Annotated in this window: 17 protein-coding genes and 2 tRNA genes; 10 read left to right on the top strand and 9 right to left on the bottom strand. The window is 45.7% G+C overall.

All coding sequences use genetic code 11. The features are described from left to right. The first annotated feature begins 75 nt into the window (after positions 1 to 75). Positions 76 to 185, top strand: a tRNA-Leu gene (locus tag ACHZCY_RS05250). Between the two features lie 1,112 nt (positions 186 to 1,297). On the opposite strand, the gene ACHZCY_RS05245 is transcribed toward ACHZCY_RS05250, so the two are convergent. Then, positions 1,298 to 1,384: transfer RNA gene (locus ACHZCY_RS05245), tRNA-Leu, on the bottom strand. A 161-nt stretch (positions 1,385 to 1,545) separates the two neighbouring features. On the opposite strand from ACHZCY_RS05245, the gene ACHZCY_RS05240 reads away from it, so the two are divergent. Next, positions 1,546 to 2,532, top strand: a complete 987-nt coding sequence (locus ACHZCY_RS05240) for a potassium channel family protein (RefSeq protein WP_205222265.1) — start codon at positions 1,546 to 1,548, stop codon at positions 2,530 to 2,532. Here the strand turns inward: ACHZCY_RS05240 and ACHZCY_RS05235 are convergent. Genes ACHZCY_RS05235 through ACHZCY_RS05225 form a run of 3 tightly spaced genes read right to left on the bottom strand, consistent with a single transcriptional unit; the run spans position 2,507 to position 5,575 of the window. Further along, a complete protein-coding gene (locus ACHZCY_RS05235) occupies positions 2,507 to 3,691 on the bottom strand; it encodes a pyridoxine 5'-phosphate synthase (RefSeq protein ID WP_319548077.1) in 1,185 nt (394 codons plus the stop codon). The genes ACHZCY_RS05240 and ACHZCY_RS05235 overlap by 26 nt on opposite strands. A 32-nt stretch (positions 3,692 to 3,723) precedes the next feature. Further along, complete coding sequence (locus tag ACHZCY_RS05230; protein WP_324292230.1) at positions 3,724 to 4,722, bottom strand: PhoH family protein; 999 nt, start codon at positions 4,720 to 4,722, stop codon at positions 3,724 to 3,726. Then, positions 4,712 to 5,575: a thioredoxin domain-containing protein gene (locus ACHZCY_RS05225; protein WP_205222268.1), complete on the bottom strand. Its 864-nt coding sequence runs from the start codon at positions 5,573 to 5,575 to the stop codon at positions 4,712 to 4,714. Before ACHZCY_RS05225 ends, ACHZCY_RS05230 begins: the two co-directional genes overlap by 11 nt. Before the next feature lie 241 nt (positions 5,576 to 5,816). Here ACHZCY_RS05225 and ACHZCY_RS05220 point away from each other — a divergent pair, with 241 nt between their 5' ends. From ACHZCY_RS05220 to ACHZCY_RS05200, 5 genes are all read left to right on the top strand, one after another. Next, positions 5,817 to 6,239, top strand: coding sequence for a DUF3015 family protein (locus ACHZCY_RS05220; RefSeq protein ID WP_205222269.1), 423 nt, complete (start codon positions 5,817 to 5,819; stop codon positions 6,237 to 6,239). 57 nt (positions 6,240 to 6,296) lie between these two features. Then, positions 6,297 to 8,234, top strand: a complete 1,938-nt coding sequence (locus ACHZCY_RS05215) for an Lnb N-terminal periplasmic domain-containing protein (protein WP_319548076.1) — start codon at positions 6,297 to 6,299, stop codon at positions 8,232 to 8,234. 669 nt (positions 8,235 to 8,903) lie between these two features. After that, complete coding sequence (locus ACHZCY_RS05210; protein ID WP_319548075.1) at positions 8,904 to 11,075, top strand: adenosylcobalamin-dependent ribonucleoside-diphosphate reductase; 2,172 nt, start codon at positions 8,904 to 8,906, stop codon at positions 11,073 to 11,075. Between the two features lie 200 nt (positions 11,076 to 11,275). Continuing rightward, positions 11,276 to 11,770, top strand: a complete 495-nt coding sequence (locus ACHZCY_RS05205) for a YecA family protein (RefSeq protein WP_205222273.1) — start codon at positions 11,276 to 11,278, stop codon at positions 11,768 to 11,770. Positions 11,771 to 11,793: 23 nt separating this feature from the next. Then, positions 11,794 to 12,210: a VanZ family protein gene (locus ACHZCY_RS05200; protein WP_319548074.1), complete on the top strand. Its 417-nt coding sequence runs from the start codon at positions 11,794 to 11,796 to the stop codon at positions 12,208 to 12,210. A 333-nt stretch (positions 12,211 to 12,543) separates the two neighbouring features. Here the strand turns inward: ACHZCY_RS05200 and hemB are convergent, their stop codons facing one another. From hemB to ACHZCY_RS05180, 4 genes are all read right to left on the bottom strand, one after another. Beyond that, entirely contained in the window at positions 12,544 to 13,518 is a 975-nt protein-coding gene (gene hemB / locus ACHZCY_RS05195) for a porphobilinogen synthase (protein WP_319548073.1), read from the bottom strand. 47 nt (positions 13,519 to 13,565) lie between these two features. After that, a complete protein-coding gene (locus ACHZCY_RS05190; protein ID WP_319548072.1) occupies positions 13,566 to 14,951 on the bottom strand; it encodes a sigma-54-dependent transcriptional regulator in 1,386 nt (461 codons plus the stop codon). 61 nt (positions 14,952 to 15,012) lie between these two features. Then, positions 15,013 to 17,238, bottom strand: coding sequence for a sensor histidine kinase (locus ACHZCY_RS05185; protein WP_205222277.1), 2,226 nt, complete (start codon positions 17,236 to 17,238; stop codon positions 15,013 to 15,015). 21 nt (positions 17,239 to 17,259) lie between these two features. Next, positions 17,260 to 17,835: a DUF4390 domain-containing protein gene (locus ACHZCY_RS05180; RefSeq protein ID WP_205222278.1), complete on the bottom strand. Its 576-nt coding sequence runs from the start codon at positions 17,833 to 17,835 to the stop codon at positions 17,260 to 17,262. A gap of 396 nt (positions 17,836 to 18,231) precedes the next feature. On the opposite strand from ACHZCY_RS05180, the gene ACHZCY_RS05175 reads away from it, so the two are divergent. From ACHZCY_RS05175 to rfbC, 3 genes are all read left to right on the top strand, one after another. After that, entirely contained in the window at positions 18,232 to 18,540 is a 309-nt protein-coding gene (locus tag ACHZCY_RS05175; protein WP_205222279.1) for a DUF134 domain-containing protein, read from the top strand. A 140-nt stretch (positions 18,541 to 18,680) separates the two neighbouring features. Next, positions 18,681 to 19,754 carry a dTDP-glucose 4,6-dehydratase gene (gene rfbB, locus ACHZCY_RS05170; protein ID WP_319548071.1) on the top strand — a complete coding sequence of 358 codons (1,074 nt, stop codon included), beginning with the start codon at positions 18,681 to 18,683 and terminating at the stop codon, positions 19,752 to 19,754. Between the two features lie 84 nt (positions 19,755 to 19,838). After that, complete coding sequence (gene rfbC / locus ACHZCY_RS05165) at positions 19,839 to 20,387, top strand: dTDP-4-dehydrorhamnose 3,5-epimerase (RefSeq protein WP_205222281.1); 549 nt, start codon at positions 19,839 to 19,841, stop codon at positions 20,385 to 20,387. Between the two features lie 135 nt (positions 20,388 to 20,522). Here rfbC and ACHZCY_RS05160 read toward each other — a convergent pair whose 3' ends face one another. Then, complete coding sequence (locus tag ACHZCY_RS05160; protein WP_319548070.1) at positions 20,523 to 22,526, bottom strand: ribonuclease catalytic domain-containing protein; 2,004 nt, start codon at positions 22,524 to 22,526, stop codon at positions 20,523 to 20,525. Positions 22,527 to 22,793 lie beyond the last annotated feature (267 nt).

Below are 22,793 nucleotides of genomic sequence, written 5' to 3'. Positions count from 1 at the left end.
TGGGCGTGAGCGTTGTAAGTTGTCCCTTGAAAAAATTAGGCAAAGACCCTCGCTTTATCCCATCAGTTCTTTGTTGCTGAAGTAAATTTTAGGGATAAAAATTCTATTAACTATTTAATATTAATAGAAAGTATTGTTGATTCGTAATCAGTAGGTCTCCGGTTCAAGTCCGGATATCGGCTCCATTATTTTAAGCACTTAGCCTTTTTTGGTTAGGTGCTTTTCTTTTTGGTGACACCCTCAGCGGAGTGCATTCCTTTACTTAAAGGATGGTTCTTCAATTTGCACTCCCCAGTTTTGGTGAAAAGACTGCATGCACAAGGCTCTGTTATTAAACTGAAGTTCTCAGGAGTCTGTCGGTTTCATAACGTCCTATAATTATAAAATAACCGCGCAGATGATCAAAGTTTATTTTTTGTAAAACCGTTAAGACCGTTTTTGTTGACGGAACGGTCCTGGCTTCATATTTGGCGACATATAGTATGAGCAAACGACGATCAAAATCTATCCGCTCCCACCGTAACCCTGCCGGGTCGCTGGGGCATATAGCTGTCTGGGATAAAACCAAAACGTAGGGAAAGACTATTTTATTACGGCTCACAAACATTCTTTAAGTAACAGTACAGTTTCATCTTCTTTCAGAAAAAGTATTCTGCCCTTTGGAACATTCTGACGCTCAATGGATTTAACAGGGTTTTCTAATGGGAGTTCCCATTCTTTACGGACCTTGGTGAATAAGTGAGAAAGGAGCGCTAGTTCCAGTCGAACAGCGTATGCGGATACATTTTCTAAACGTCTAATCTCGATATTTTGAAACAACAGACGCGGTGATTTCAGGTAACAATGTATTCCTGCCAAAATTTTCTTTTAGAATTTTTGCAATTCTTCTTTCTCGCTCTTGTGTGGTCAGAGCTTTTTGAGGGGGTAATTGTCTTGAGGTATTTATCCAGTGCATCATTAAAAGTTATTTGAGCATGGCGAGGATCTTTAAATCTATTATTTTTTATCTCAGTTTCGACTTCACCAGCCCATGTTCGTGCTTCACCCTTTGTGTCGAAGGATCTGGTAATGGATTTTTCCCCTTTAAGGTGAATAGTCACGGAGTATGATATTTTTTTCTTTCTTTTTCCTGCGACAATCCTGGCCGTTTTTTTCTCAATTTTATCCCGCAAAATAGAGTAAAAAAGAGCAGAAAAAAGCAAAGTAAAATTAAAGAGAGGCGTGAGGAGAGGTGTGATGTGAAAAAGAAAAGGGTTAAAAAGCTGCTTAATTTTAGCTTTTTAACCCTTTTTGTGTTTGGTGCCCGGAGCGAGAATCGAACTCGCACAGTCATACGACCGAGGGATTTTAAGTCCCTTGCGTCTACCAGTTCCGCCATCCGGGCTTGGTGCGCTATTGTATACACAGCCGGGCAAAATTTGTCAAACCACAAATGCGACAAAGGAGCAGCTGTTTCGGGAGTTTATCATAAAGAAAAAATGAAGATTGTGTGCTATGCTAAATTAATTATCAGAGATTAAAAGTATTTTTTCCATTGGCTGGCAGATGCGTAAAGCTCTTATCATAAGTAGTTTATTTTTATTGCTCCTTGTTGTTGGTACCATCGGCTATATGCTGTTTGAAAATACCAGCTTTTGGGGCGGTATGTATTTGACCATTATTACCGTTTTCACCGTTGGCTACGGTGACATTGTCCCGATTCATCCTACCGGTAAAGTTTTTACGGTTTTTCTTGTTATCACTAGCGTCAGTTTTGTGATGTATACGTTCAGCAAGATTACCGAAACTATGATTGAGGGCGAAATTCGAGGCTTGTTCAGGAGAAGGAAAATGAAGCAGCATGTTGCACGTCTTCAAGATCACTATCTGGTGTGTGGTTTTGGCAGGATTGGCAAAGAAATTTGTAAGATTTTACAGGAAAACAAACGGCAATTTGTCGTTATCGATAATGATCCAGAGGTTGTCCAGGAGATAGAAGAACTTAATTATCTTGCTTACGAGGGAGAGGCCGCTGACGATGATGTTCTGCTCACTGCTGGTATAAAAAAAGCAAAGGGACTGATCTCTGTGGTTTCCACTGATGCCGATAATCTGTACATTACACTGACGGCAAGAGGGCTCAATCCGGAGTTGTACATTTTAACCCGGTCCAGTGGTGCTGGTGGCGTGCAGACAAAACTAATGCGGGCAGGAGCTTCAAAGGTTATATCGCCTTATGCAATAGGGGCGCGGAGGATGGCCCATCTGGTTGTGCGGCCCACGGTCACTGATTTTATAGATTTGACTATGCGGGCTGGAGAATTGGACCTGCTCATGGAAGAACTCAGGGTGAGCTCGAGCTCACCCCTGATTGGTAAAAACCTGATAGAATCTGAAATTAGAAAAAAATATGATGTGATTGTGGTTGCCATCAAACGGGAAGATGGCACAATGCTTTTTAACCCAAAACCATCGACCTGTATCTACGCAGAGGATATTCTGATTGTTCTAGGCTCTTATGAAGACATCACAGGGTTAGGTAAGGAGCTTTGACAATTGCGCACATTTCTCGAACAGCCTGATCCAACCCTACTATGACCGCTCTGCTGATGACCGAATGACCGATGCTGAGCTCTTCGATGGTCGGTAAGGCCGCTATGGGGCCTGCATTTCTGTAATCCAGGCCATGGCCGGCATTAACCCGTAAGCCTGATTCAAAGGCTAGTTCTGCAGCGTGTTCGATCAGGCGAAATTCCTGTGTCTGCTCTTTTTCGCTTTGCGCATCACAGTAACGGCCGGTATGTAATTCCACAAAGGTCGCACCTATTTCTGCTGATGCTTCTACCTGTTCTGCATCTGGATCAATGAACAGTGAGACTGGTATCCCTGCCTTGTTCATTTTTGCGATGGTCTTTTTTACCTTTTTGAGATTGCCGACAACGTCAAGCCCACCCTCTGTGGTCAACTCCTGCCGTTTTTCCGGCACCAGGGTGACCATGTCTGGTTTTATTTCGAGGGCGATGTCAATTATTTCATTGGCTATTGCCATCTCAAGATTGAGTTTGGTTTTAACGGTTTGGCGCAGCAGACGAATGTCTCTGTCCTGCATGTGACGCCTGTCTTCCCGCAAATGGGCAACAATGCCTTCCGCACCAGCGAGTTCACATATACCGGCAGCGAGAACCGGATCTGGTTCGTTAATTCCACGGGCCTGTCGTACTGTTGCAACATGGTCAACATTGATGGCAAGATGCGGCATAGTAATTCTCCTGAATGTTTTAAGTTGCTGAAAAAGAATTTTTTCTTTATCCCACATTTCAATGGCTTCTTTTTCTGATCGTTCATGGTCATAGCCGATGAGGTGCAGCACCCCATGGATGATAAGCTCTGTGAGTCGGTGATGGAGTGTCACCCTTTGTTCTGTAGCCTCCCGTAGAGCCGTATCGACTGAAATAAGTACATCTCCGAGTTCATTTTCCGGTACAGTAAAGCAGTTGTCAGAGGAATCTACAGGGAAAGAAAGGACATTGGTGGGACCGGATTTGTTGCGATATTGTATATTATAATCAGCTATTTCCGGATCACTCATAAACACGATGCTGAGCTGTACATCGTGTAACTCCAACAAAGAGAGGAGGCCGGCAGTGTTGTGTTCAAGCAGAATATGGTTAAGCTTGAGCGTGTCGACGGCAGGTGAGTAAGCAATGTTCATAGAGGAAAAGGGCGGTAGCTATGGTGAGCACGCTATTGTTGGGGTGTTGATTGTTTTTCATAGGCATGGATGATTTCCTGAACCAATGGATGACGGACCACATCGGATTTTGAGAAGTGGCTGAACCCGATCCCCTGGATACCGTTTAAAATCCGTTTAGCCTCAACAAGGCCTGAGTGTTGATTGCCGGGCAGGTCGATCTGGGTGACGTCACCTGTAATAACGGCTTGTGAGTCAAATCCTATCCTGGTCAGAAACATTTTCATCTGTTCTCTGGTTGTATTTTGGGCCTCGTCCAGGATAATGAAAGCGTTGTTCAGGGTGCGACCACGCATAAAAGCCAGGGGGGCAATTTCGATGATGCCTCGTTCAATCAGCTCCTGAGCCTTGGTTTGGCCAAGCATATCGTTTATTGCATCTGTCAAAGGGCGAAGGTATGGATCCACTTTCTGAGCCAGGTCACCTGGGAGAAAACCGAGTTTTTCTCCAGCTTCTACTGCAGGTCGGGTGAGGATGATGGTGTCAACCTGTTCACTGGTCAAGGCTGAAACAGCCATGGCAACTGCCAGATAGGTCTTGCCTGTGCCTGCAGGACCAATGCCGAAGACAATATCATTGTTGCGTATTTTTTCTATATAGCGCTTCTGGTTTACAGATTTTGGAGAGATGACCCGCTTGCGAGAGGTGATGTACACTTTGTCTAAAAAAATCTCTTCCAAGGCTGTTGTGGGCGAAGATTCGAGGATCTTTACCCCAAACGCAATATCCTGGGTAAAGACGGGATAGCCTTTCCGGATAAGAGCGTATAACTGTTTCAAGGTTGATTCGGCTATTTCAACGGCATGGTTTTTCCCTTCAAGTTGTACGTGACTCCCGCGAACGTGGATGCTGACCCCGGTTGCCTGTTCAATGGTGTTCAGATTTTTGTTGAATTCACCAAACAGGATTTGTGCTGTCGTATTGTCTATGAAATCAAGATCTTTCGTGACTGTTGAGTTAATGTCTGTTCCATTTTTGACTTTATTTCGCACTGCTTTTCTCCAGTGCCTGGTCAACCATTGCCTGAAGATCTTGTAAAGATCGGCTCTTAACGCGGACACCATTTATAAAGAGGGTGGGAGTACCTGTTATCTCAGCTTTTTGGGCCTCGAAAAGGTCTCTTGCTAGCTGCTGCCTGGTTGCTGTAGCCTCTTTGTCTTTGTTAAATTGCTCCATGTTCAGGCCAATCTTTTGAGCTGAAGCTTCTATGGTTTGTGCACTTATTTTTTTGGTCTTGAAAAGTTCATCGTGCATTTCCCAGAATTTGCCTTGTTTTTGCGCCGCTATAGATGCCAGGGCTGCTGTTTCAGCCTGGGGATGCATACGAAGAGGTAAGTGCTTAAATGCAACTTTTACCGTGTTCGGATTGGCCTTGAGCAGCTTGTCGAGAATCGGTTTTACTTTGCTGCAGTAAGGGCATTCAAAATCGGAAAATTCGACCAGGGTGACAGGCGCATCAGGATTGCCCAGGATGGGGGCTGTGCTGACATCGATATCTTGAGTAAAGCTTATATTCAGTGCCGTAAAACTTTTCTCTTCCTTGTTGAGCAGGTACAGGATTTCTCCCCGCGGGGCAATGTCAATATCTATAACATCTGCGGATACCGGTAAAGCACCAAGTTCTTTGCCGTTGGTATCGAAGATGTGGACTTTGGCATCTGCTCCAAGAACAAAAGTTTTTTTATTATCAAGAGACTGGACAAATGCAACCGGGGCAGCATCCATTTTCCAGCTTTTTTGAGTCGACCAGTTAAGGTTGCCCGAGCTCTTCATGACATTTGTTTCAGCAGCGTGAAGAGTAGCCGGGAGGGTCAGCAAAGCACAAAAAGCAAGTCTTTTCAGCATTGAAATTGTTCCTTATAAAATGAGAAAAGGCCTTAACAGGCCTGAAATTTAAAAATATTGATAAATATATCTGCCTACTATAATGAACGTTGTCTCAATTAGCAAGTTGCATGGGTATTTGAATTGTATGCAATCAAGGATACGGGTTGACGTAGCTGATTGACTTAGAATATCTTGTCTTGTCGTTCATGCTGAGGCCACGAGGCCTATGAATATTTTTTGATGATTATTTACAGGAGATATGTCTTTGAATTTTTTTTCTACTCTTTTATTTGGGCTTGCTGTTCTTGCTTTCCTCTCAGGGTGCGCAACTACAACCGCTCCCACAGAAAGCTCTACCAAAACGTTTGATAAAACAACCAACGCGACCCTTGACGCCACATCGAGTACCAGCCCTGGTTCCTCTGGAAGCGGCAGTGCCGGCGTAGAGGCCTTTACCCAGGAAAATTTTATAGCGCTCAAAGGCGAGATGGCTGCCGGCGAGGGCGAACATCTTGCTGCCTTGGGCGGCTTGCTGCATGTGCCTGCATATGAAGAGGAGCATTTTTTCCTGGTTACCAAAAATACCTATAGCCAGCTTTACCCATCCTCCTCCACAACGCCCCAGCAAATGCTTGTCACTCTAAATGGTGCACTGATTGCAGCAAACATACCACATCAATAAGGATTTTTTGAATTTGCTTTTCCGGCAAAAGGGTGATTGATAAGAATGAGAGGCAAAGTGTATAGAACGTTGCCTCTCATTCTTTGGACGTTTTTATTGTTTTTCGTCTCTGCAGCGGAAAGTGTATCCAGCGTGCATTCGTCGTCCTTGGCTATGCTCCGTCAACGCGCAGCGCAGATGCAACTGTGGCAATCTCCAGCATGGTTGCGACTGTTGCATTATGAGCACGATAGTCAATTTGGTAAAGCAGAAAGCCGTATAGACAGTGGTTCTTTTTTTCTCAGCCCGGCGGGCCAATACGATCCGATTGCAGAAGGGGAGGCCACCCTTGTCGAGCTGTTTGGTGGCAATGCAATTAACGGTGGTGTAGACAAGCGTTGTCAATACCCGGCACGCTACCATTTTCTCAAAACAAAGCTCGCGGTAGACCTCTCTGTTTTTCCTAGACCAGATCCGAAGTGTGAGCAACTCAACTTGTGGTTGGCCGGGATAAAACCGGCTGGTGTTACTCTTGTTTTCCCTGTTTCCTACCTCAATAATCCAGCCTCCATGTTCGGTCATACGCTTTTGCGTATAGATTCCAGTGAGTTTTCTCCGGCGCACCCTTTGTTGACGGCCAGTGTAGGCTTTGCTGCCGTTACCGAACAAGAACACGGCCTGGGTTATGCTATAAAGGGGATATTTGGGGGCTATACAGGTGCTTTTACCGCAGAACCTTATTACATCCAGGCAAATCGATACGGGCAAATAGAAAGTCGGGATATCTGGGAGTATCCACTCAATCTGAGTGTACAGGAAACACAATTTCTCCTGCTCCATGTATGGGAGCTCCGGAATGCAGGTTTTTCCTATTATTTTTTTGACGAAAACTGTTCCTTTCAGTTGCTGGCACTAATGGAGGCTGTCCGGCCTAGTTTGGATTTAGCAGATTCATCGTACCGTTTTTGGAATGTTCCGGTTGATACGGTAAGGGATATTGTGCAAAGCGTTGGTATGCTCGGTAAGGCAACCTACCGCCCCAGTTTAAAGACACGGCTCGAGTCGCGTGCCTCTGCAATGGGGCCGTCACTCGTTGCCTTGGCCAAAGAAGTGGCTTTCGGCAGAGTTGCCGTTGCTGATTTAAGCGTTTACGGACTGAGTCCAGTAGATACAGCTCAGTTGCTTGAATTTGCCCACCTTTATTATCAATACGCAGTGGCAGTCGGCGTGATGGAAGAGGAGAAAACCGATGATGGTCGCCTGCATCTTATCGGCACTATGCGTAGCTCCAACACCGTGCCTGTGCCGTCCTCTATCATAGAGGTACCTGGTATACGTCCTGACCAGGGGCATGCTGTCAGTCGGTTCAATGTCGATATTGGAAGCTATGGGCAGCAACCTTATCTGCAAATGGGTATCCGCCCTGTTTTTCATGATGTCTTTGATCCACAGGGTGGATTTGAAAAGGGTGTACAGATAGAGGCGCTCTATCCGCAGTTTCGCTATTATCCCGAGCTGGAAAGGGTTCAGCTTGAATCCTTTGATGTGCTTGATATCCTCTCCGTTACCCCAGCAACAGCAGTAGCAGCCCCCCTTGCCTGGAAAACCAGGCTAGGATTGCAAAGGTTGGAAGAGGCTGACAGCCGACGAAAATTGACAGGCAACGTTGAAGTCGGCTTTGGTTTTAGTCGGGAATTGGGCAAAGAGACTCTTTTGTACGGTTTGGCTGGAGGCAGAGTGCTGGTTGCCGACCGATTTGATCATTTTCTGGACGCTGGACCAGCCATATTTGCCGGCATAGTAACAAATGTGGATGAAAACCAGACTGTAGGGCTTACTGGGCAGGTGTCGTACATGGTTATGGACAGGCAAATGACGTTATATGACTTTTCAGCAGTACAGAGCTTTTACTGGTCTAATAATGTTGGCCTACAAGTACGGGCGGGAATAAAAAATGAAGGCTCTCAACCAGAGTTCTATGCCTCTCTTTCATGGCACAAGTTTTTTCGTTTTTAGAGTCACTTTTTTTGTTGCATTTTATGCTTTCAAGTTTTTCCGCAATAGTAAATAATTACCTGCTGACCTGAACCTCTTGAAAATGTGAGGTTTTTTTTGCCGGCACTAAAAACACAATATATAGTGCGCTTTCTGCTTGATGAGTCCTATATGTTGTGATAATGTTGCCAACGAACAAGTCAGGAGCCTTAACGTTTTTCTCCCTGTTTGTTCGATATTACTTTCGAGTCAGGGCCTTACCCATCAATATACCAAGGGACAAGCAACATACGCATCATACCTGTTCGAAGGTTGTTTATTAGAAACTATTCAGCAAAGAACTGAAAACTGTCAATCTACCACGCACTTTAACTGTTCAGCAGTGCTCCAAATGTTCACAAGCTGACCGATTAGCTATACATCGGTATGCTGGGCGGGCAGATCGTGGAGAGTTGGAGTGCTGCTGAACAGTTATGTTTATTATTTATATTCGTATTGCCAGACTGTAGCTTTTTCAGCACAAATTTCCTGATTAAAATTTCTTTAGTAGTCGTACTAATTGAGTTGCACTTGACGGTTTGCATGAAGCGGGGCTCGTAGCGCCATTTGTGTTTGTAGGTAAGCGAATTTTTTATTTCTGTATTGCTTTATCAAAAGCAAGAAAAGAACCTTTTTGAGAGAGGGGAATATATGTCCAAAGATATGCCTAGACACCATTTGACTGAAACTGCTGAAACTGTATTAAATCGTCGTTATTATTTAAAGGATGAGCAGGGGCGTCCCATTGAAAACTGGGAAACGCTTTGCCGACGTGTTGCTAATGCAGTCGCTGTGGTGGATCAGGATCTGGACGATTATGAGCGTATCCGCGATGAATTTTTTAAGATGATTTACGACCTCGACTTTCTGCCGAACTCTCCTTGCCTGATGAATGCCGGGACAGATCTGGGGCAGCTCTCGGCCTGTTTTGTGCTCCCGGTGGAAGATTCCATGGATGGTATCTTTACCTCCATTCGTAACGGAGCACTTGTTCATAAAACAGGCGGTGGTACTGGATATTCTTTTTCCAGGCTTCGCCCTAAGAATTCAGCAGTTCGCTCAACCCAGGGCGTAGCCTCCGGGCCTTTGAGTTTTGCAGCGGTCTTTGATGCCGCCACCGAAACCATCAAACAAGGGGGGAAACGGCGTGGGGCGAACATGGGCGTATTGCGGGTCGATCACCCTGATATTCTCGATTTTATTTCAGCCAAAGAAGACCAAGAGAAGTACACCAACTTTAATTTCAGCGTGGCTATTACCGATCAATTCATGCGCGCAGTAAAAGAAGATCAGGAGTACAGTCTTGTAGACCCTTCCAACGGCAATGTGGTTAGAAGTTTACGTGCCCTGGATGTGTTTAATAAGATTATAGATCTTGCCTGGCATAATGGTGAGCCGGGGGTTCTCTTTATTGATGCTGCCAATCGTGATAATGCCACTCCCCAGTTAGGAGATTTTGAGGCAACCAACCCATGTGGAGAACAGTGGCTGCTTCCCTATGAATCCTGCAACCTTGGTTCTATCAATCTTGGTCAGTTTGTTGTTGACGGCAAAGTTAACTATAAACGTTTGGGGAAAACAGTACATCTGGCGGTTCGATTTCTTGATAATGTTATTGACTGTAATCGTTTTCCCATTCCCGAGATTGCAGAAATGACCCAAAAGACACGCAAAGTGGGATTAGGCATCATGGGGCTGCATGACATGCTGATTCAGTTGAAGCTCCCCTATGGAACCGAAGAAGGGCGTACCTGTTCAGCTGATGTAATGTCGTTTATCCGTAAAGAGGCAGAACTGGCATCCATCAGGCTTGCAGAAATCAAAGGCCCTTTTCCTGCCTATGATGCGGAGGAAAATACGTATCCTCCCCGCAGGAATGCTGCTTTAACTTCTATTCAGCCAACCGGGACGGTGTCCATGATTGCCGATTGTGCATCAGGCTGTGAACCCTATTTTTCTATTGTTATGGAAAAAAATGTTATGGATGGCGACCGGTTGCTCATGGTGAATAAGCATTTTGAAACCGTGGCAAAGAGGGAAGGTTTTTACTCTACTGAATTACTTGAGAATGTTGCCAGGGATGGTTCTGTCATAGATAATGAAGATATCCCGGAGCAATGGCAGGAAATTTTTCGGACAGCACAGGATATTTCGCCGGAAAAACATATCCGCATGCAGGGCATACTTCAGCAAAACGGGGTGGATTCTTCCATCAGTAAGACGATTAATCTGCCTTCGTCTGCCACCTTGGAAGATGTACGGACTTCCTACCTGCTTGGCTATGAATTAGCGTGTAAAGGGCTGACGGTCTACAGGGATGGTTCCCGTGATCACCAGGTACTGAATACAACTGTATCAAAGGATGAAAAAAGTGCCTTAGTCTCTTCAAAAGGCGTTGTACGAAAAACAACCCTGCCCGATATGCTCAGTGCCAAACGTTACCGCTTAAAGGATGTCAATGAAAACACCATCTATTTAATTGTTTGCTTTGATGACAATGAAAACCCGATGGAAGTTTTTGCAAAGTTCCCCTTTGATAACCGGGTTGACCTTAAGGATAAGTCGACCATGTGGACCACGACCTGTCGCCTGGTTTCCCTGGCTCTCCGCTATCAGATTCCGATGGAAGAGATTATCAAGCAGCTTGATCGCTCCAGCGGACATATGCTTGATTTGCCGGCGCAGCTAGGTAAACTGTTGAAATCCTTCATGGCTGGAACCCATCACGGATTTGCTTCTGTCTGTCCTGAATGCAAAGGGAAGTTAGTGTTTGAGGAGGGATGTGAGATTTGTCATGATTGCGGGTACTCAAAGTGTTCGTAACGGGTTAAAGGCAATATGGAAGTAATTTTTCTACGCAGGAGGTAACAGGCAATGAGCTTCATCAATTTTGTCTGTTGCCTGCGAGGTCGTAATCTGTTAAGTGCTTATAAGGATTAGTAAATATACAGAAAGGCAAGAGTAGCGTATGTTATTTGGCTGTGTGCTGAGAGTACCTTTTATAAAAGCAAGGACTAGAGAAAATGGGAAAGATCGGTAGAAATCAACCCTGTCCATGCGGGTCAGGGAAAAAATACAAGCATTGCTGCCTTACTGCACGGCAGATGGAACGGCAAGCTGTCAAAGAAGATCAGATCAAAGTCACCCTGATGAATGCCATTGCAAAAGTACAGGGGGCAGCAAAGAAGAAAAAAGAAGAGTTCTTTGAACTCGGTGTGTTTATTTTCTTTAGCAGTGCAAAAGGTGATGCCTGGTTGCTGGAAGTAACCGACTCTGATGCTGTGCAGGTTGCGCGGGATGGAGAAGCGCTTGAAGCGCCCATAGAAGAGAATAGTGAGACTATCGAGATCAACTGGAGCCACACCTATGCCCTGCGTGAGAAAAAGCTCTTTTTAACTTCCTATGCAGACCAAGAGGAAATGCAACTGTCCGGCGCACCGACCCAGCAGATCAATGCAGCCATGAAAAGGGTGAAGAAGCGGTATTCGCAAGAATTACTGGATCAGGTGCATATTTAACCCGTAAACAAGGAGCCTATAGTATGAAAGGCGTCGGGAAATATGGGTTTCGAGCTATCCCCATGGCAGTGGTCATGGGGATAATTTTTTACCTTTCTCATCAACCAGGCGGCACTTTTCAGCTCCCTCTTCTGATTAACGGTCTGGATAAGGTACTCCATGCCTGCATTTATGCCGCGTTGAGCGTATGTTGCTGTTTTGTTTTTCCTTTGCGTGTGTGGCGGCAGAAACCTACACTGGTATCGGCGGGTGTCGTTCTTTTTTGCCTGATGTTTGGTATAACCGATGAAATACATCAAAGCTTTATTGCTGGGAGAGACTCTTCCGGAGCCGATGTTGTAGCGGATGTAACTGGAGCAATTGTTGCGGCTGCTCTGTATCTTTTTGGGAATTCTGTGGTGGGTAAAAGTCGCTGCACAAGAGTATGCAGGAGTGAATGAGGCAAGTGGAAAGGTATGAATGCATCAGGAAAAATACCTGGTGCATTCATACGAGTTTGGATTGTTTCCTAAATCCCGCACGTCGAATGTTAGAAAAAATAAATTCTACTTTAAAAAACAACATATTGAGCAGACAATTGATTTGAAGTTCTATTCACTGTTTGAGTGAACCTATTTTTTTTCACCTTCAACGCCCTTCGGGATCGGCAATTTCACCAAATCTGCTACGTTACCGAAGGCTTGAAGTATTTTTATACGTCTGCGCCTCCGGTGCCTCACATCTTCGGCAGGTAGCGTAGACTCCGAAATTTCCAATTGCAGGATTTAGGTGTTTTATTTTGCCAGCAGTTTTGCCATATCCTTGGCAAAATAGGTCAAAATGATATCAGCGCCGGCACGGCGGATGGATAATAGTGTCTCAGCCATTACCCGTTCTTCGTCAATCCAGCCTTTTTCAGCCGCAGCCTTGATCATGGCGTATTCGCCTGACACATGATAGGCGGCAATCGGCAGGTCGAATTCATCTCGTAATTGTCGAATGATGTCCAGATAGGCAACAGCCGGTTTCACCATGAGGACATCTGCTCCTTCTTCAACGTCAAGAGTTGCCTCTCGCAGTGCCTCTCTGCTGTTTGCCGGGTCCATCTGGTAACTACGTCTATCTCCAAATTGTGGCGAACAATCAGCCGCATCCCTGAATGGGCCATAAAAAGCGGATGCATATTTGACCGCATAGGACATGATTGGAGTCATATGGTACGAGTTCTCGTCCAGGGCGCTACGAATTTCACTAATCCTGCCATCCATCATATCCGATGGCGCAACCATGTCAGCCCCTGCTTCGGCATGGGAAAGAGCGGTTTTTGCCAGCAGCTCGAGCGTGGCATCATTATCCACCTCGTTATTTTGGAGGCAGCCACAGTGTCCGTGGTCTGTGTACTCGCATAAACATACATCTGTTATAACATTAAGCTCCGGGACCTTATTTTTGAGCTCTTTAATCGCTTTCTGGATAATGCCGTTTCTGGCATAGGCCCCAGAGCCAATTGCATCTTTTTTTTCCGGTAAACCAAACAGGATCACTGAGCGTATGCCTAGGGTCAGGCACTCTTTTGCCTCTTGTTGCAGTTGGTCAATGGAGAATCTGAAAACACCAGGCATGGAAGAAACCTCCTCTCTTTGCCCTTTACCAGGCAGGACAAAGAGAGGGAAAACGAGCTGATCCGGGGATAAATGGGTTTCACGGATCATGGAGCGAATTGTTTCATTTTGACGCATTCTACGGGGGCGATATTCTGGAAAAACCATGGTTGTACCTATATATGTGTAATATAAAAGATTAGGGGGGAAACTACTTACGCAGAGTGTTCACCTATTTTTGCGGCATCGATGCCGAGAGTTTTTAATTTTTTATGCAGATGGCTCCTTTCCATCCCAACCTGTTCCGCTGTTTTGGAAATATTCCCATCGTTTTCTGTAAGTTTAGCTTTGAGGTATTCGATTTCAAATGCTTTCCGTGCATCCTTGTAGGGGAGGTGCTGGATATTTTGTAAAGGAAATGTATTTGCCTCGGTTGGAGCGACCTCTTTACCGAGAAAAAGGGCGACGTCACTGTCGGCAATGATGTCTTTTGGACTCATGATCACCAGTCGTTCTATCATGTTTCTTAGCTCCCTGACATTACCTGGCCAGTTATGCTGCATGAGAGTGGTGAGTGCCTCGTTGGATAATTGTTTATCCCCAAACCCTTTTTTACGAAAATTTTGGAGAAAATCCGCAACCAGCAGGGGGATGTCTTCGCGCCTATCCATCAGAGCGGGGACATTGATGGGCACCACGTTGAGGCGATAGAAAAGGTCTTCCCTGAAATTACCTTTATGCATCTCCTCTTCCAGGTTTTTGTTGGTGGCAGCCAAGACCCTTACATCCACATTGATGGTTCTCGCACCGCCGACCCGTTCAAATTTTTGTTCCTGCAGTATCCTTAATACCTTTGCCTGACTTTTGAGACTCATGTCGCCAATTTCATCAAGGAAAAGGGTTGAGCCGTTGGCCTGGTCAAATTTACCTTTTTTAGGCTCGGTAGCACCGGTGAAAGCACCCTTGACATGGCCAAACAGTTCAGATTCGATTAATTCTTCAGGGATAGCGGCGCAGTTAACCTCCACCATGGGGTGAGCATTGCGATTGGATTTACGGTGGATGGTCTGTGCCACCAGTTCTTTGCCGGTTCCATGCCCACCACGGATGAGAACCCAGGCATCGGTCGGTGCAACTCGCTCAATTTGCTCTCGAAGCGAGTTAATAACATGACTCTCCCCGGTTATGTCGGGCCTGGTCGGCCCGCTTTCCCTGAGGAGTTTGTTTTCACGTTCAAGCCGGGCAACATGGAGTCCTTTGTTGATAGAATGGATGACTTTGTCATAGGAAAGTGGCTTTTCGATGAAGTCAAATGCGCCAATTCGTGTTGCCTGAACAGCCGTTTCGATTGTGCCGTGGCCGGATATCATGATAACCGGCAGATCGTATTGCTCCTTGATCAGTTTCAGGGCTTCAAGTCCATCCATGCCAGGCATCCAGATGTCGAGGAGTACCAAATGGATTTCTTCTTCTGCAAGTACTTGAAGACCTTCTTCTGCAGAGCCGGCGGAATGCGGAATGAATCCTTCATCGCCAAGAATTCCCGACAGGGATTCACGGATGGGTTGTTCGTCGTCTATGATCAGTATGTGGATTGACATCAGCGGTCTAAAGGGATCCGTTCAGGCAAAATTTATTAGTAAGTTGAGGCAACTAACAGTATCAGGTGTCCAAGGGTAATTCAACCGTAAATACCGTCCCGTTGGGCTTGTTATCGTGGACAATGATTGACCCGTTATGTTCGGTAATGATGGTATGGGCTATGGCCAGGCCAAGACCGGTTCCTGATTTCCTGGTGGAAAAGTAGGGCTCAAACAGACGGAGTTTCACCTCTTCGGTGATGCCTGGTCCGTTATCGGAAACTATGAGACGAACAGCCTGTGGCTGCTGTTTGTGAAAGACAAGTTTGAGCGATATGGTGCCGCTGTTTTCAAGGACGTTGGCGGCGTTATCGAGCAGGTTGATGACTACTCGTTTGATCTGCACCGGATCAAAAAAGAACTCTGGTAACTGGTCGTCTGTTTCCAAGGTAAAGTGAATGTGTTTGTGCGCTTCTTTGTAGAGGATATAGACTTCTTCTACCATTTTTTTTATGTCAGAGCGTTGTTTATGTATTTGGGGCATTCTGGCAAAATCTGAAAATTCACTGACAAGGCGTTTTATCTCTTCCACCTGGTTGATAATGGTGGCAGTGCATTGGTCAAAAATATTTCTATCTTTGGGGATGCTGTCCATGTAACGTTTTCGAAGCCGTTGCGCTGAAAGCTGGATAGGCGTTAATGGGTTTTTAATTTCATGGGCAATTCGTCTGGCAACTTCCTGCCATGCGGCAAGCCGCTGCGCTTTCTCCAGTTTAGTGAGATTATCAAACACTATAACAAATCCGATGGGATTTGACTGTTCGTCGACCATTCTGGTTATGTTGACCTGAAGAGATAAGGTTTCGCCTCTGCGGACAGTAACCCGTAGGTGGCGCTCAATGGAATGTTTGCCTGTGGAAAGGAGTTCCTTGAGAAAACTTTCCACTATCATAACATGGGTCTTCGGCAGGAAATCGTGGAAGTTTTTCCCGATCAGTTGGACGGGCTGGATGTGGAGTAATTCTTCTGCAAAACGATTGATGGTGGTAATTTGGCTGTTTTCATCAAGCGCAATTACGCCTGCTGCAACATTTTCCAGGATAGTTTCCAGGTACCGTCGCTGTTGTTCTGAGATAATGTTGCTTTCCTGCACTGCTTGATGAGCCACGGCAAGCTTTTCGTTGGATGCCTTGATATCGGTAGTCATCGAGTTGAACGAATCAACCAGCAACCCCATCTCATCGTCGGATTCTTTTTCAATAATAAAGTTGAGATCTCCGTCAGCCACACGTCTGGTTGCAAGCGCAAGCTTGTTGATAGGGCCGGTCAAACTTTTGGCTATATAAAATCCGAACCAGATTGCTCCAAACAGAATAAGCAGGGTGATTATCAGCATCATGATAATCAGGCTGAGTTTGATAGGCGCCTTGAGGATAACCAGCTGTCGGTAGTCGGTGATGCCCTCTGAAACGATTTGCATCCGTTCCAGTTTGGTGGTGGGAATCAAAAGTGAGGTAACAAGAAAAACTGGTTGTCGATAATGCTGCGGCAAGTGTACGGGGACGATAGCCAGGATCAGTTCACCAACGCCGGTGTTGGTCGTGATTATCTCGGTGGCATTGTTATTGGCGGCTTGACGCATGGCTTCGGAGGGGACAGCCGGCAACACAATGGGCTGTAAACGTGGCCCACGACGCGCTAGCAGTTGGTTCCCATTGTCGTCAATCAGGACGATACTGTCAGGTGCGCCCGGCGGAGCAATGGCCAAAGTTCTTTGAAAAAGCTGCTCAAGAGCAACCATATCCCCAATGTCCACCGTGTTGTTTTCAAGCATTTTGCCCAGTTGGGTGCCAATCCCGCTAGCTCTATTTTCCGTGTCGTGAAAAATTGATTGGGCAAGTTTAAGAGAGGCCTGCAGGGAGGCCTCCACATTGGAGTTGAACCAATAATCCATGGAGGTCGAAACAAAGCGTAGAGCGATAAAAAACAAAAGTATGGTTGGCACCAGCGAGAGTGCTATAAACGAAACAACCAGCCTGGTTTTAAGTTTTGATCCAAGAATGTTGTGTTTACGTTCAAAAACCAGTTCTACCAGGTTACGTAACACCAGATAGACCATTAACAATAACAATAATCCGTTTATGTTGATGAGGGCAAATATAAGAACCGTACTGGAAAAGGGGAGGTGGAAGTCGCCTTTAAGAAGACCCCTTTGCAGATAGCCGAGAACCGGTATCAGCAGGATACAGAAAATTATAACATAGCGGATAAGCCGTTGTTTCTTTTTTTTCTGTTCAGGTGTGAGCATTTACCCTCCGGTAAAGAGCAGTCAATAGCGAAATTCTATGGTTCGCCAGTCTGTTTCGAAATCCCACAGTGAAGTAAACGGCAAAACGTAATGTATGCCAAGAGGCAGGCTGTTTTTTTCCAATGTTGCTTTCAGGCGCAGGGCATACTGGGCTTCAGGTTGAAGTTGCTCCAGGGGAATGACCCGGAGACCGTTGAGTTCCGCCATCAATTCTTTGGCCTCTTTCAGTGAACGGGTTCTTTTCACCTTTCCATTTTTGTCGGAGTGGTAAATCTCGTATTCCTCTTTAAGACTGTTATAGGTCATGGTGTGGGTAATGGTTGTATCAATCAGGGAGGAATCCAACCAGTTGCTGCGTAATTTATTGAGCTCAACATAAAAGGTGAAGGTGATCGGAATGCCGTTTTGTACGCCGGTGATCATTTCAGGGGTGAAGGCGTTGAGCACCGTAGCGAAAAGGAGCAGGTCGGTATTGGAGGTGGTAACGATAATATCTTTCAGCTCTGGTGAAATATCGTCCTGAGCTGAGATTTGTCCTGCACCGATAACTGTCAGGCAAAAAAAGAGCAGTGTGAGTTGGAAAACAAAGCGTGTCATATATATGTGGTTATGGGTTGCACGTAACTGGTACAATAAGAGGGATCATTTTATAAGCGCCCTACTTTACTTCATTGGTCTGGTTTTGTCCATCTATTGACACTGGCTTACCGATGAGTCTCAACGGGATTTGCGTAGCTGAAAAAGAGAATAATGAACAGGGAGGTGTTGAAGATTTCTTGTATATTTTAACGAAAAAAAGTATGACTGCCTCACCTGTTTCTTTGTGTCGAATGACGATCCATTGTGACGGGGTTCATACAAGGCTGTCCGGCAATCGTTTTTATCTTTTTCTTGTTGTCAACGATAATTTTTATCGAGCTGTCAATCCAGAGAAATTCGGGCTAAGCCTATTCCCTGAAAAGAAATATCCGTAGCCGATTTAAGCGAAGAAAAATGTCACCGAGACCCAAAAAAAAACGTCACTGCCAAGGGCCGTTTTGCACAAAATCATTCAAACCTGCCGGAACACCTCTTCGTGATTTAGCAAAAGTATACATGTATCATGACGAGCTGGAGGCGTTACGGCTTTGTGATTATGAAGGCCTGTTTCAGGAACAAGCTGGTGAGCAAATGGGTGTTTCAAGAGGAACGGTGCAGCGGACGCTGACTTCAGCGAGAAAAAAAGTTGCCCAAGCCCTTTCCACAGGTTCTGCGATTATTTTTGCCGCTGATGGTGAAGAGCAGGCGGAGGAAGATCTGTAGTAAAGACTGTATTCAACGGTCTGCCTTTCCGGCTACGTGTAATATTGTACGCCATATTGGCTTCCACACCCTCAGTTGCAACACAATAAGCATACAAATGATCCCATGAATGGGTATACTCATCAGAGGTGAATGATTTCATGAAAAAAAAAGTACTGGTCACCGGAGGCTGTGGCTTTATCGGTGCGAATTTTATTCGGTTACTCCTGACAAACCAGCCCGAGTGGCAGGTGATAAATCTTGATAAACTGACCTATGCCGGAAACCTCGAAAATCTAGAGGATGTCGCAGACAATCCACGTTATAGTTTTATATGTGACGATATATGTAATCAAGAACAGATGGACGTACTCTTCAGAGAGCACGCCATCGATACTGTGGTCCATTTTGCTGCAGAATCTCATGTGGACAGATCAATAACCAATCCGGATGCTTTCATTCAGACAAATGTTTTTGGCACTTTCTCCCTGCTGGAAGCTGCGCGCAAAGCCTGGCTGATCAGTGAGAAAAAAACTGTTTCCCAGCGACGCTTCCTTCATGTCAGTACCGACGAGGTCTACGGTTCACTTGGCGAAACCGGTTATTTTACAGAAGAGACAGCCTACGATCCTCGCTCTCCATACTCTGCTTCCAAGGCTTCCTCAGACCATCTTGTACGTTCTTATTACCATACCTATGGGCTGCCGATACTGATAACCAACTGTTCCAATAATTATGGGCCATATCAATTTCCGGAAAAGTTGATTCCCCTGATCCTTAATAACGCTTTAAAAGGGGAGAGCTTGCCTGTTTATGGAGATGGCGCCAATATTCGTGATTGGCTCTATGTGGTCGACCATTGCGAGGCCATAGTCCGAGTGGTGGAAGATGGGACCGTCGGTCAGTCCTACAATATCGGCGGACATAATGAGAAAAAAAATATCGAGGTAGTGGAACTGTTGTGTACTATCTTAGACCAAAAAGTGGGACTGCTGCCATCGGGCAGGCCGCGAACTGAATTAATCACTTTTGTCAAGGATCGCCTGGGGCACGATCGTCGCTATGCTATAGATGCCAATAAAATTGCCGACCAACTTGGCTGGACGCCTCGTTACACCTTTGAGCAAGGCATCGAGAAAACTGTGGACTGGTATTTGGCCAACAAGAAATGGATGGATGCTGTTATCGACGGTTCATATCAGCAGTATTATGAAAAGATGTATGCCGACAGGTAACAGAGCATTGGCTGGAAAATTGAACAAGATGGAGCTTCTCAGCCGTAAAGGGAGGGTTCCTTTAAAAATACGATAAGCAAAAATATGAAGATAACAGCATCAACCACCATACCGGATGTACTTATTATAGAACCGCAGGTTTTTGGCGACGAACGTGGATTTTTTTACGAAAGTTTTAACCAGAAACGGTGGCAGGAGCAGACAGGGCTCACCAGACCCTTTGTGCAGGAAAATCATTCGCGTTCAACCTACGGAGTACTCCGTGGCCTGCATTACCAGATCAAGCAGGCCCAAGGGAAATTAGTTCGGGTGATTGCCGGAGAAGTGTTTGATGTCGCTGTTGATCTCCGACGCAGTTCGCCAACATTCGGTCAATGGACAGGTATCCACCTGAATGCAGAGAATAAAAAACAGTTCTGGGTTCCAGAGGGTTTTGGGCATGGATTTGTCGTACTTTCAGAAGTAGCTGAATTTCTTTATCTCACCACCGACTACTATGCCCCGCAGCACGAACGGGCCATTATCTGGAACGATACTCAGTTGGGTATTGAGTGGCCACTCGCAACAGAGCCGCTTTTGTCTGAAAAGGATAAGCTCGCGGTGACATTTGCCGATGCCGAAGTGTACAGTTAATCCGGATTTCTCAACGTCCAGGCGGCGAAAGTTTCATTTTTTGCGTGGTAAAGAGATAAGGTAAGCGAAGACTCCGGGTAAGCGAAGACTCCGGGTAAGCGAAGACTCCTTGGCTGCTGCTGAATAGTTAACCTTTTACCATTCAAAACGTAAGACTCCGTCCAATGGTTTGACCCGGACTAGACGAACTTTGACCGTGTCCCCGACTTCTACTGGAAAGTAGGGGTTGGGTGGCAGGTCAATGTCGCAGAGGCAATCGGTGAGAAGCAGGTTGACTCGCTTGGGTCCTTGGCCAACAATCAGCGCACTCATCGATTGGCCCTGTTTGGGTTCCAAGTACCTGAGTATCCAATAACGTTGGCGCTGCTGGCGTACGGCATTTGCTCTACTGAGTTTTTGCTGAATAGTGCCGGAAAAAGTTTTGCACTCGTCTGCTGAAAATAAAATTCCCTTGCCGTGAATCATATTACTGATCTGGTGCTGCATAGCAAGGTCCAGAAATCTTCGTATAGGGGAAGTTATGGTGGTGTAACTGTTGAGGCCAAGGCCGCTATGGGGCTTTGGATGGGCTGTCAGTTCACCTCTTGATAAAAAACGTCGTTGGAGTGCTATATCAGTCAAACTGTTACTGGCCCCTGAAATCAGACGTTTTCTAGGAGGGGGCTGTGAACGAAAAAGCCCGGGAGCACCTCTTCCGGCAAGGTAATCGGATGCAACCCCATTGGCGAGTATCATCAACTCGGAGACCAGGCTTCGCGAAGGCGTGTCCACCGGGGCAAGGTAAATTTGGATATTATTACGATCCCTGATGTCAATATTTGCATCAGGAAAAGGGAGCAGCAACGCACCTCTGTCGACCCTGCTTTGCCGTAGTTTTTTCCACACTGCATTGAGTCCGGCCAGGTCTTGATCTTTTGCTATCAGGTTGTCAGCTTCCCGATAGCTGAGTTGCCTTTGCACCTTGATGACTGAGGGAACAATGGAGGTATGGGTAATAAAGCCTGTATCGTCAAGGGTAACTAGAAAACTGATGGCAGGCCGTATCTTTCCTTTGATAAGGCTGCACACATCCAGAGAAAGGGATTTGGGCAGCATGGGCACATGCCCTTCGGGAAAATAGAGCGTTGTTGCTCTTTCCTGGGCCTCAGCAAACAAGGGGGAACGTGGAGAAACATAGTAACTGACGTCAGTAATATGAATCCCTACCCTTACTTTGCCGTTTTCCAACTGCTCAAAATGGAGAGCATCGTCAAAGTCGCGGGTAAACGCTCCATCAATGGTGAGTAGCGGGAGATCCCGAAAATCTTTTCGTTTGGAGTCGCTCAGTAATTCCTGTGTCGAGGCTTCTTTTATCTGTTCAGCGCTGGTCAGGCAGGCCGTTGGGAATTCCTGAGGATGTTCCGACTTCAGCAGAGCCAGGTTTTCGTCTGCATCCCAATACCCTGCTTTTACCAGAATATTGTAGCCCGTATGGGGAGCTGTCAGGTCTGCTTTTTTGAGCAGGTTGCGCATCAGCGCGCTTTCCTCTCCATCATTGCCGAACAGTTCATACTGTGACAGCCAGTAAAGACATTTATCGCGATCCGGCCATTCATGATTGGAAACAGTTTCTCCCTCCAGAATTTTTTGGAGAAATCTGGCCCCTGATTCAAGGAGTTTTTCTTTTTCTTGCTGCTTTTCGTATTCGTCTTGAAGGTGTTGAACCTGTTCCTGAGTGTGAATCGTAACCTGATCGTTTTTGTATTTAAAATAAAACCGATCGGCAAAAACAGCGCGGACAAAACCTGCTAACTGGTCGTCGTCAAACTCTTTGCCATAAATGAGCTCAGCCAGAAAAGTAACCGAATATTTTCGTTGTTCTTCTTCGTTGACGATTTCCCAAAGTTCTTCCAGGTTTATATCTTCAGCTAAAAGGGCGCGTTTTTCGGCGGCGGTTTTGAGCAGGTCTATCTGCTCTTCCCGGGAAGCCTGGACGGAATAGTGTTGCTTGGAAAGGGTGACAATACGAGACTGAGGAAGGCTGATTTCGCGACCATTTTGATTAATTAGGTGGACGCGTTTTTCTGATATTCTGGTGATGAGGGCGCAAATGAATTTACCGCCATCGATATAGTCAACAATATTACCGGGAGTGATCATTATCTAACACATTGCGAAGTTCAAAAGTCATGGTAAGTTACAGTGGATAGCAGGAATATGTATCTTTGTCATTATTTTCTTTAGATATATTTCATATTCCTGCAAGCAAAAAGAGAGTGTTGGAACATGGGATTATGCTTAATGTGTAAACACGGTATTATTATGTCTCAAGCACTGGTATCTGCATCTGTGAAAGTTTAAGTACACAGAAAGTAATGATAGATAATAAACACTTTCTCAAGCAAGCCATCAAGTCAATTGAATATA

The sequence above is a fragment of the Desulfogranum marinum genome (genome assembly GCF_963675105.2).
Lineage (GTDB): Bacteria > Desulfobacterota > Desulfobulbia > Desulfobulbales > Desulfobulbaceae > Desulfogranum > Desulfogranum marinum.
Note: the sequence above shows the minus strand (reverse complement) of the source record. Positions and strands in the feature narration are given on the sequence as shown.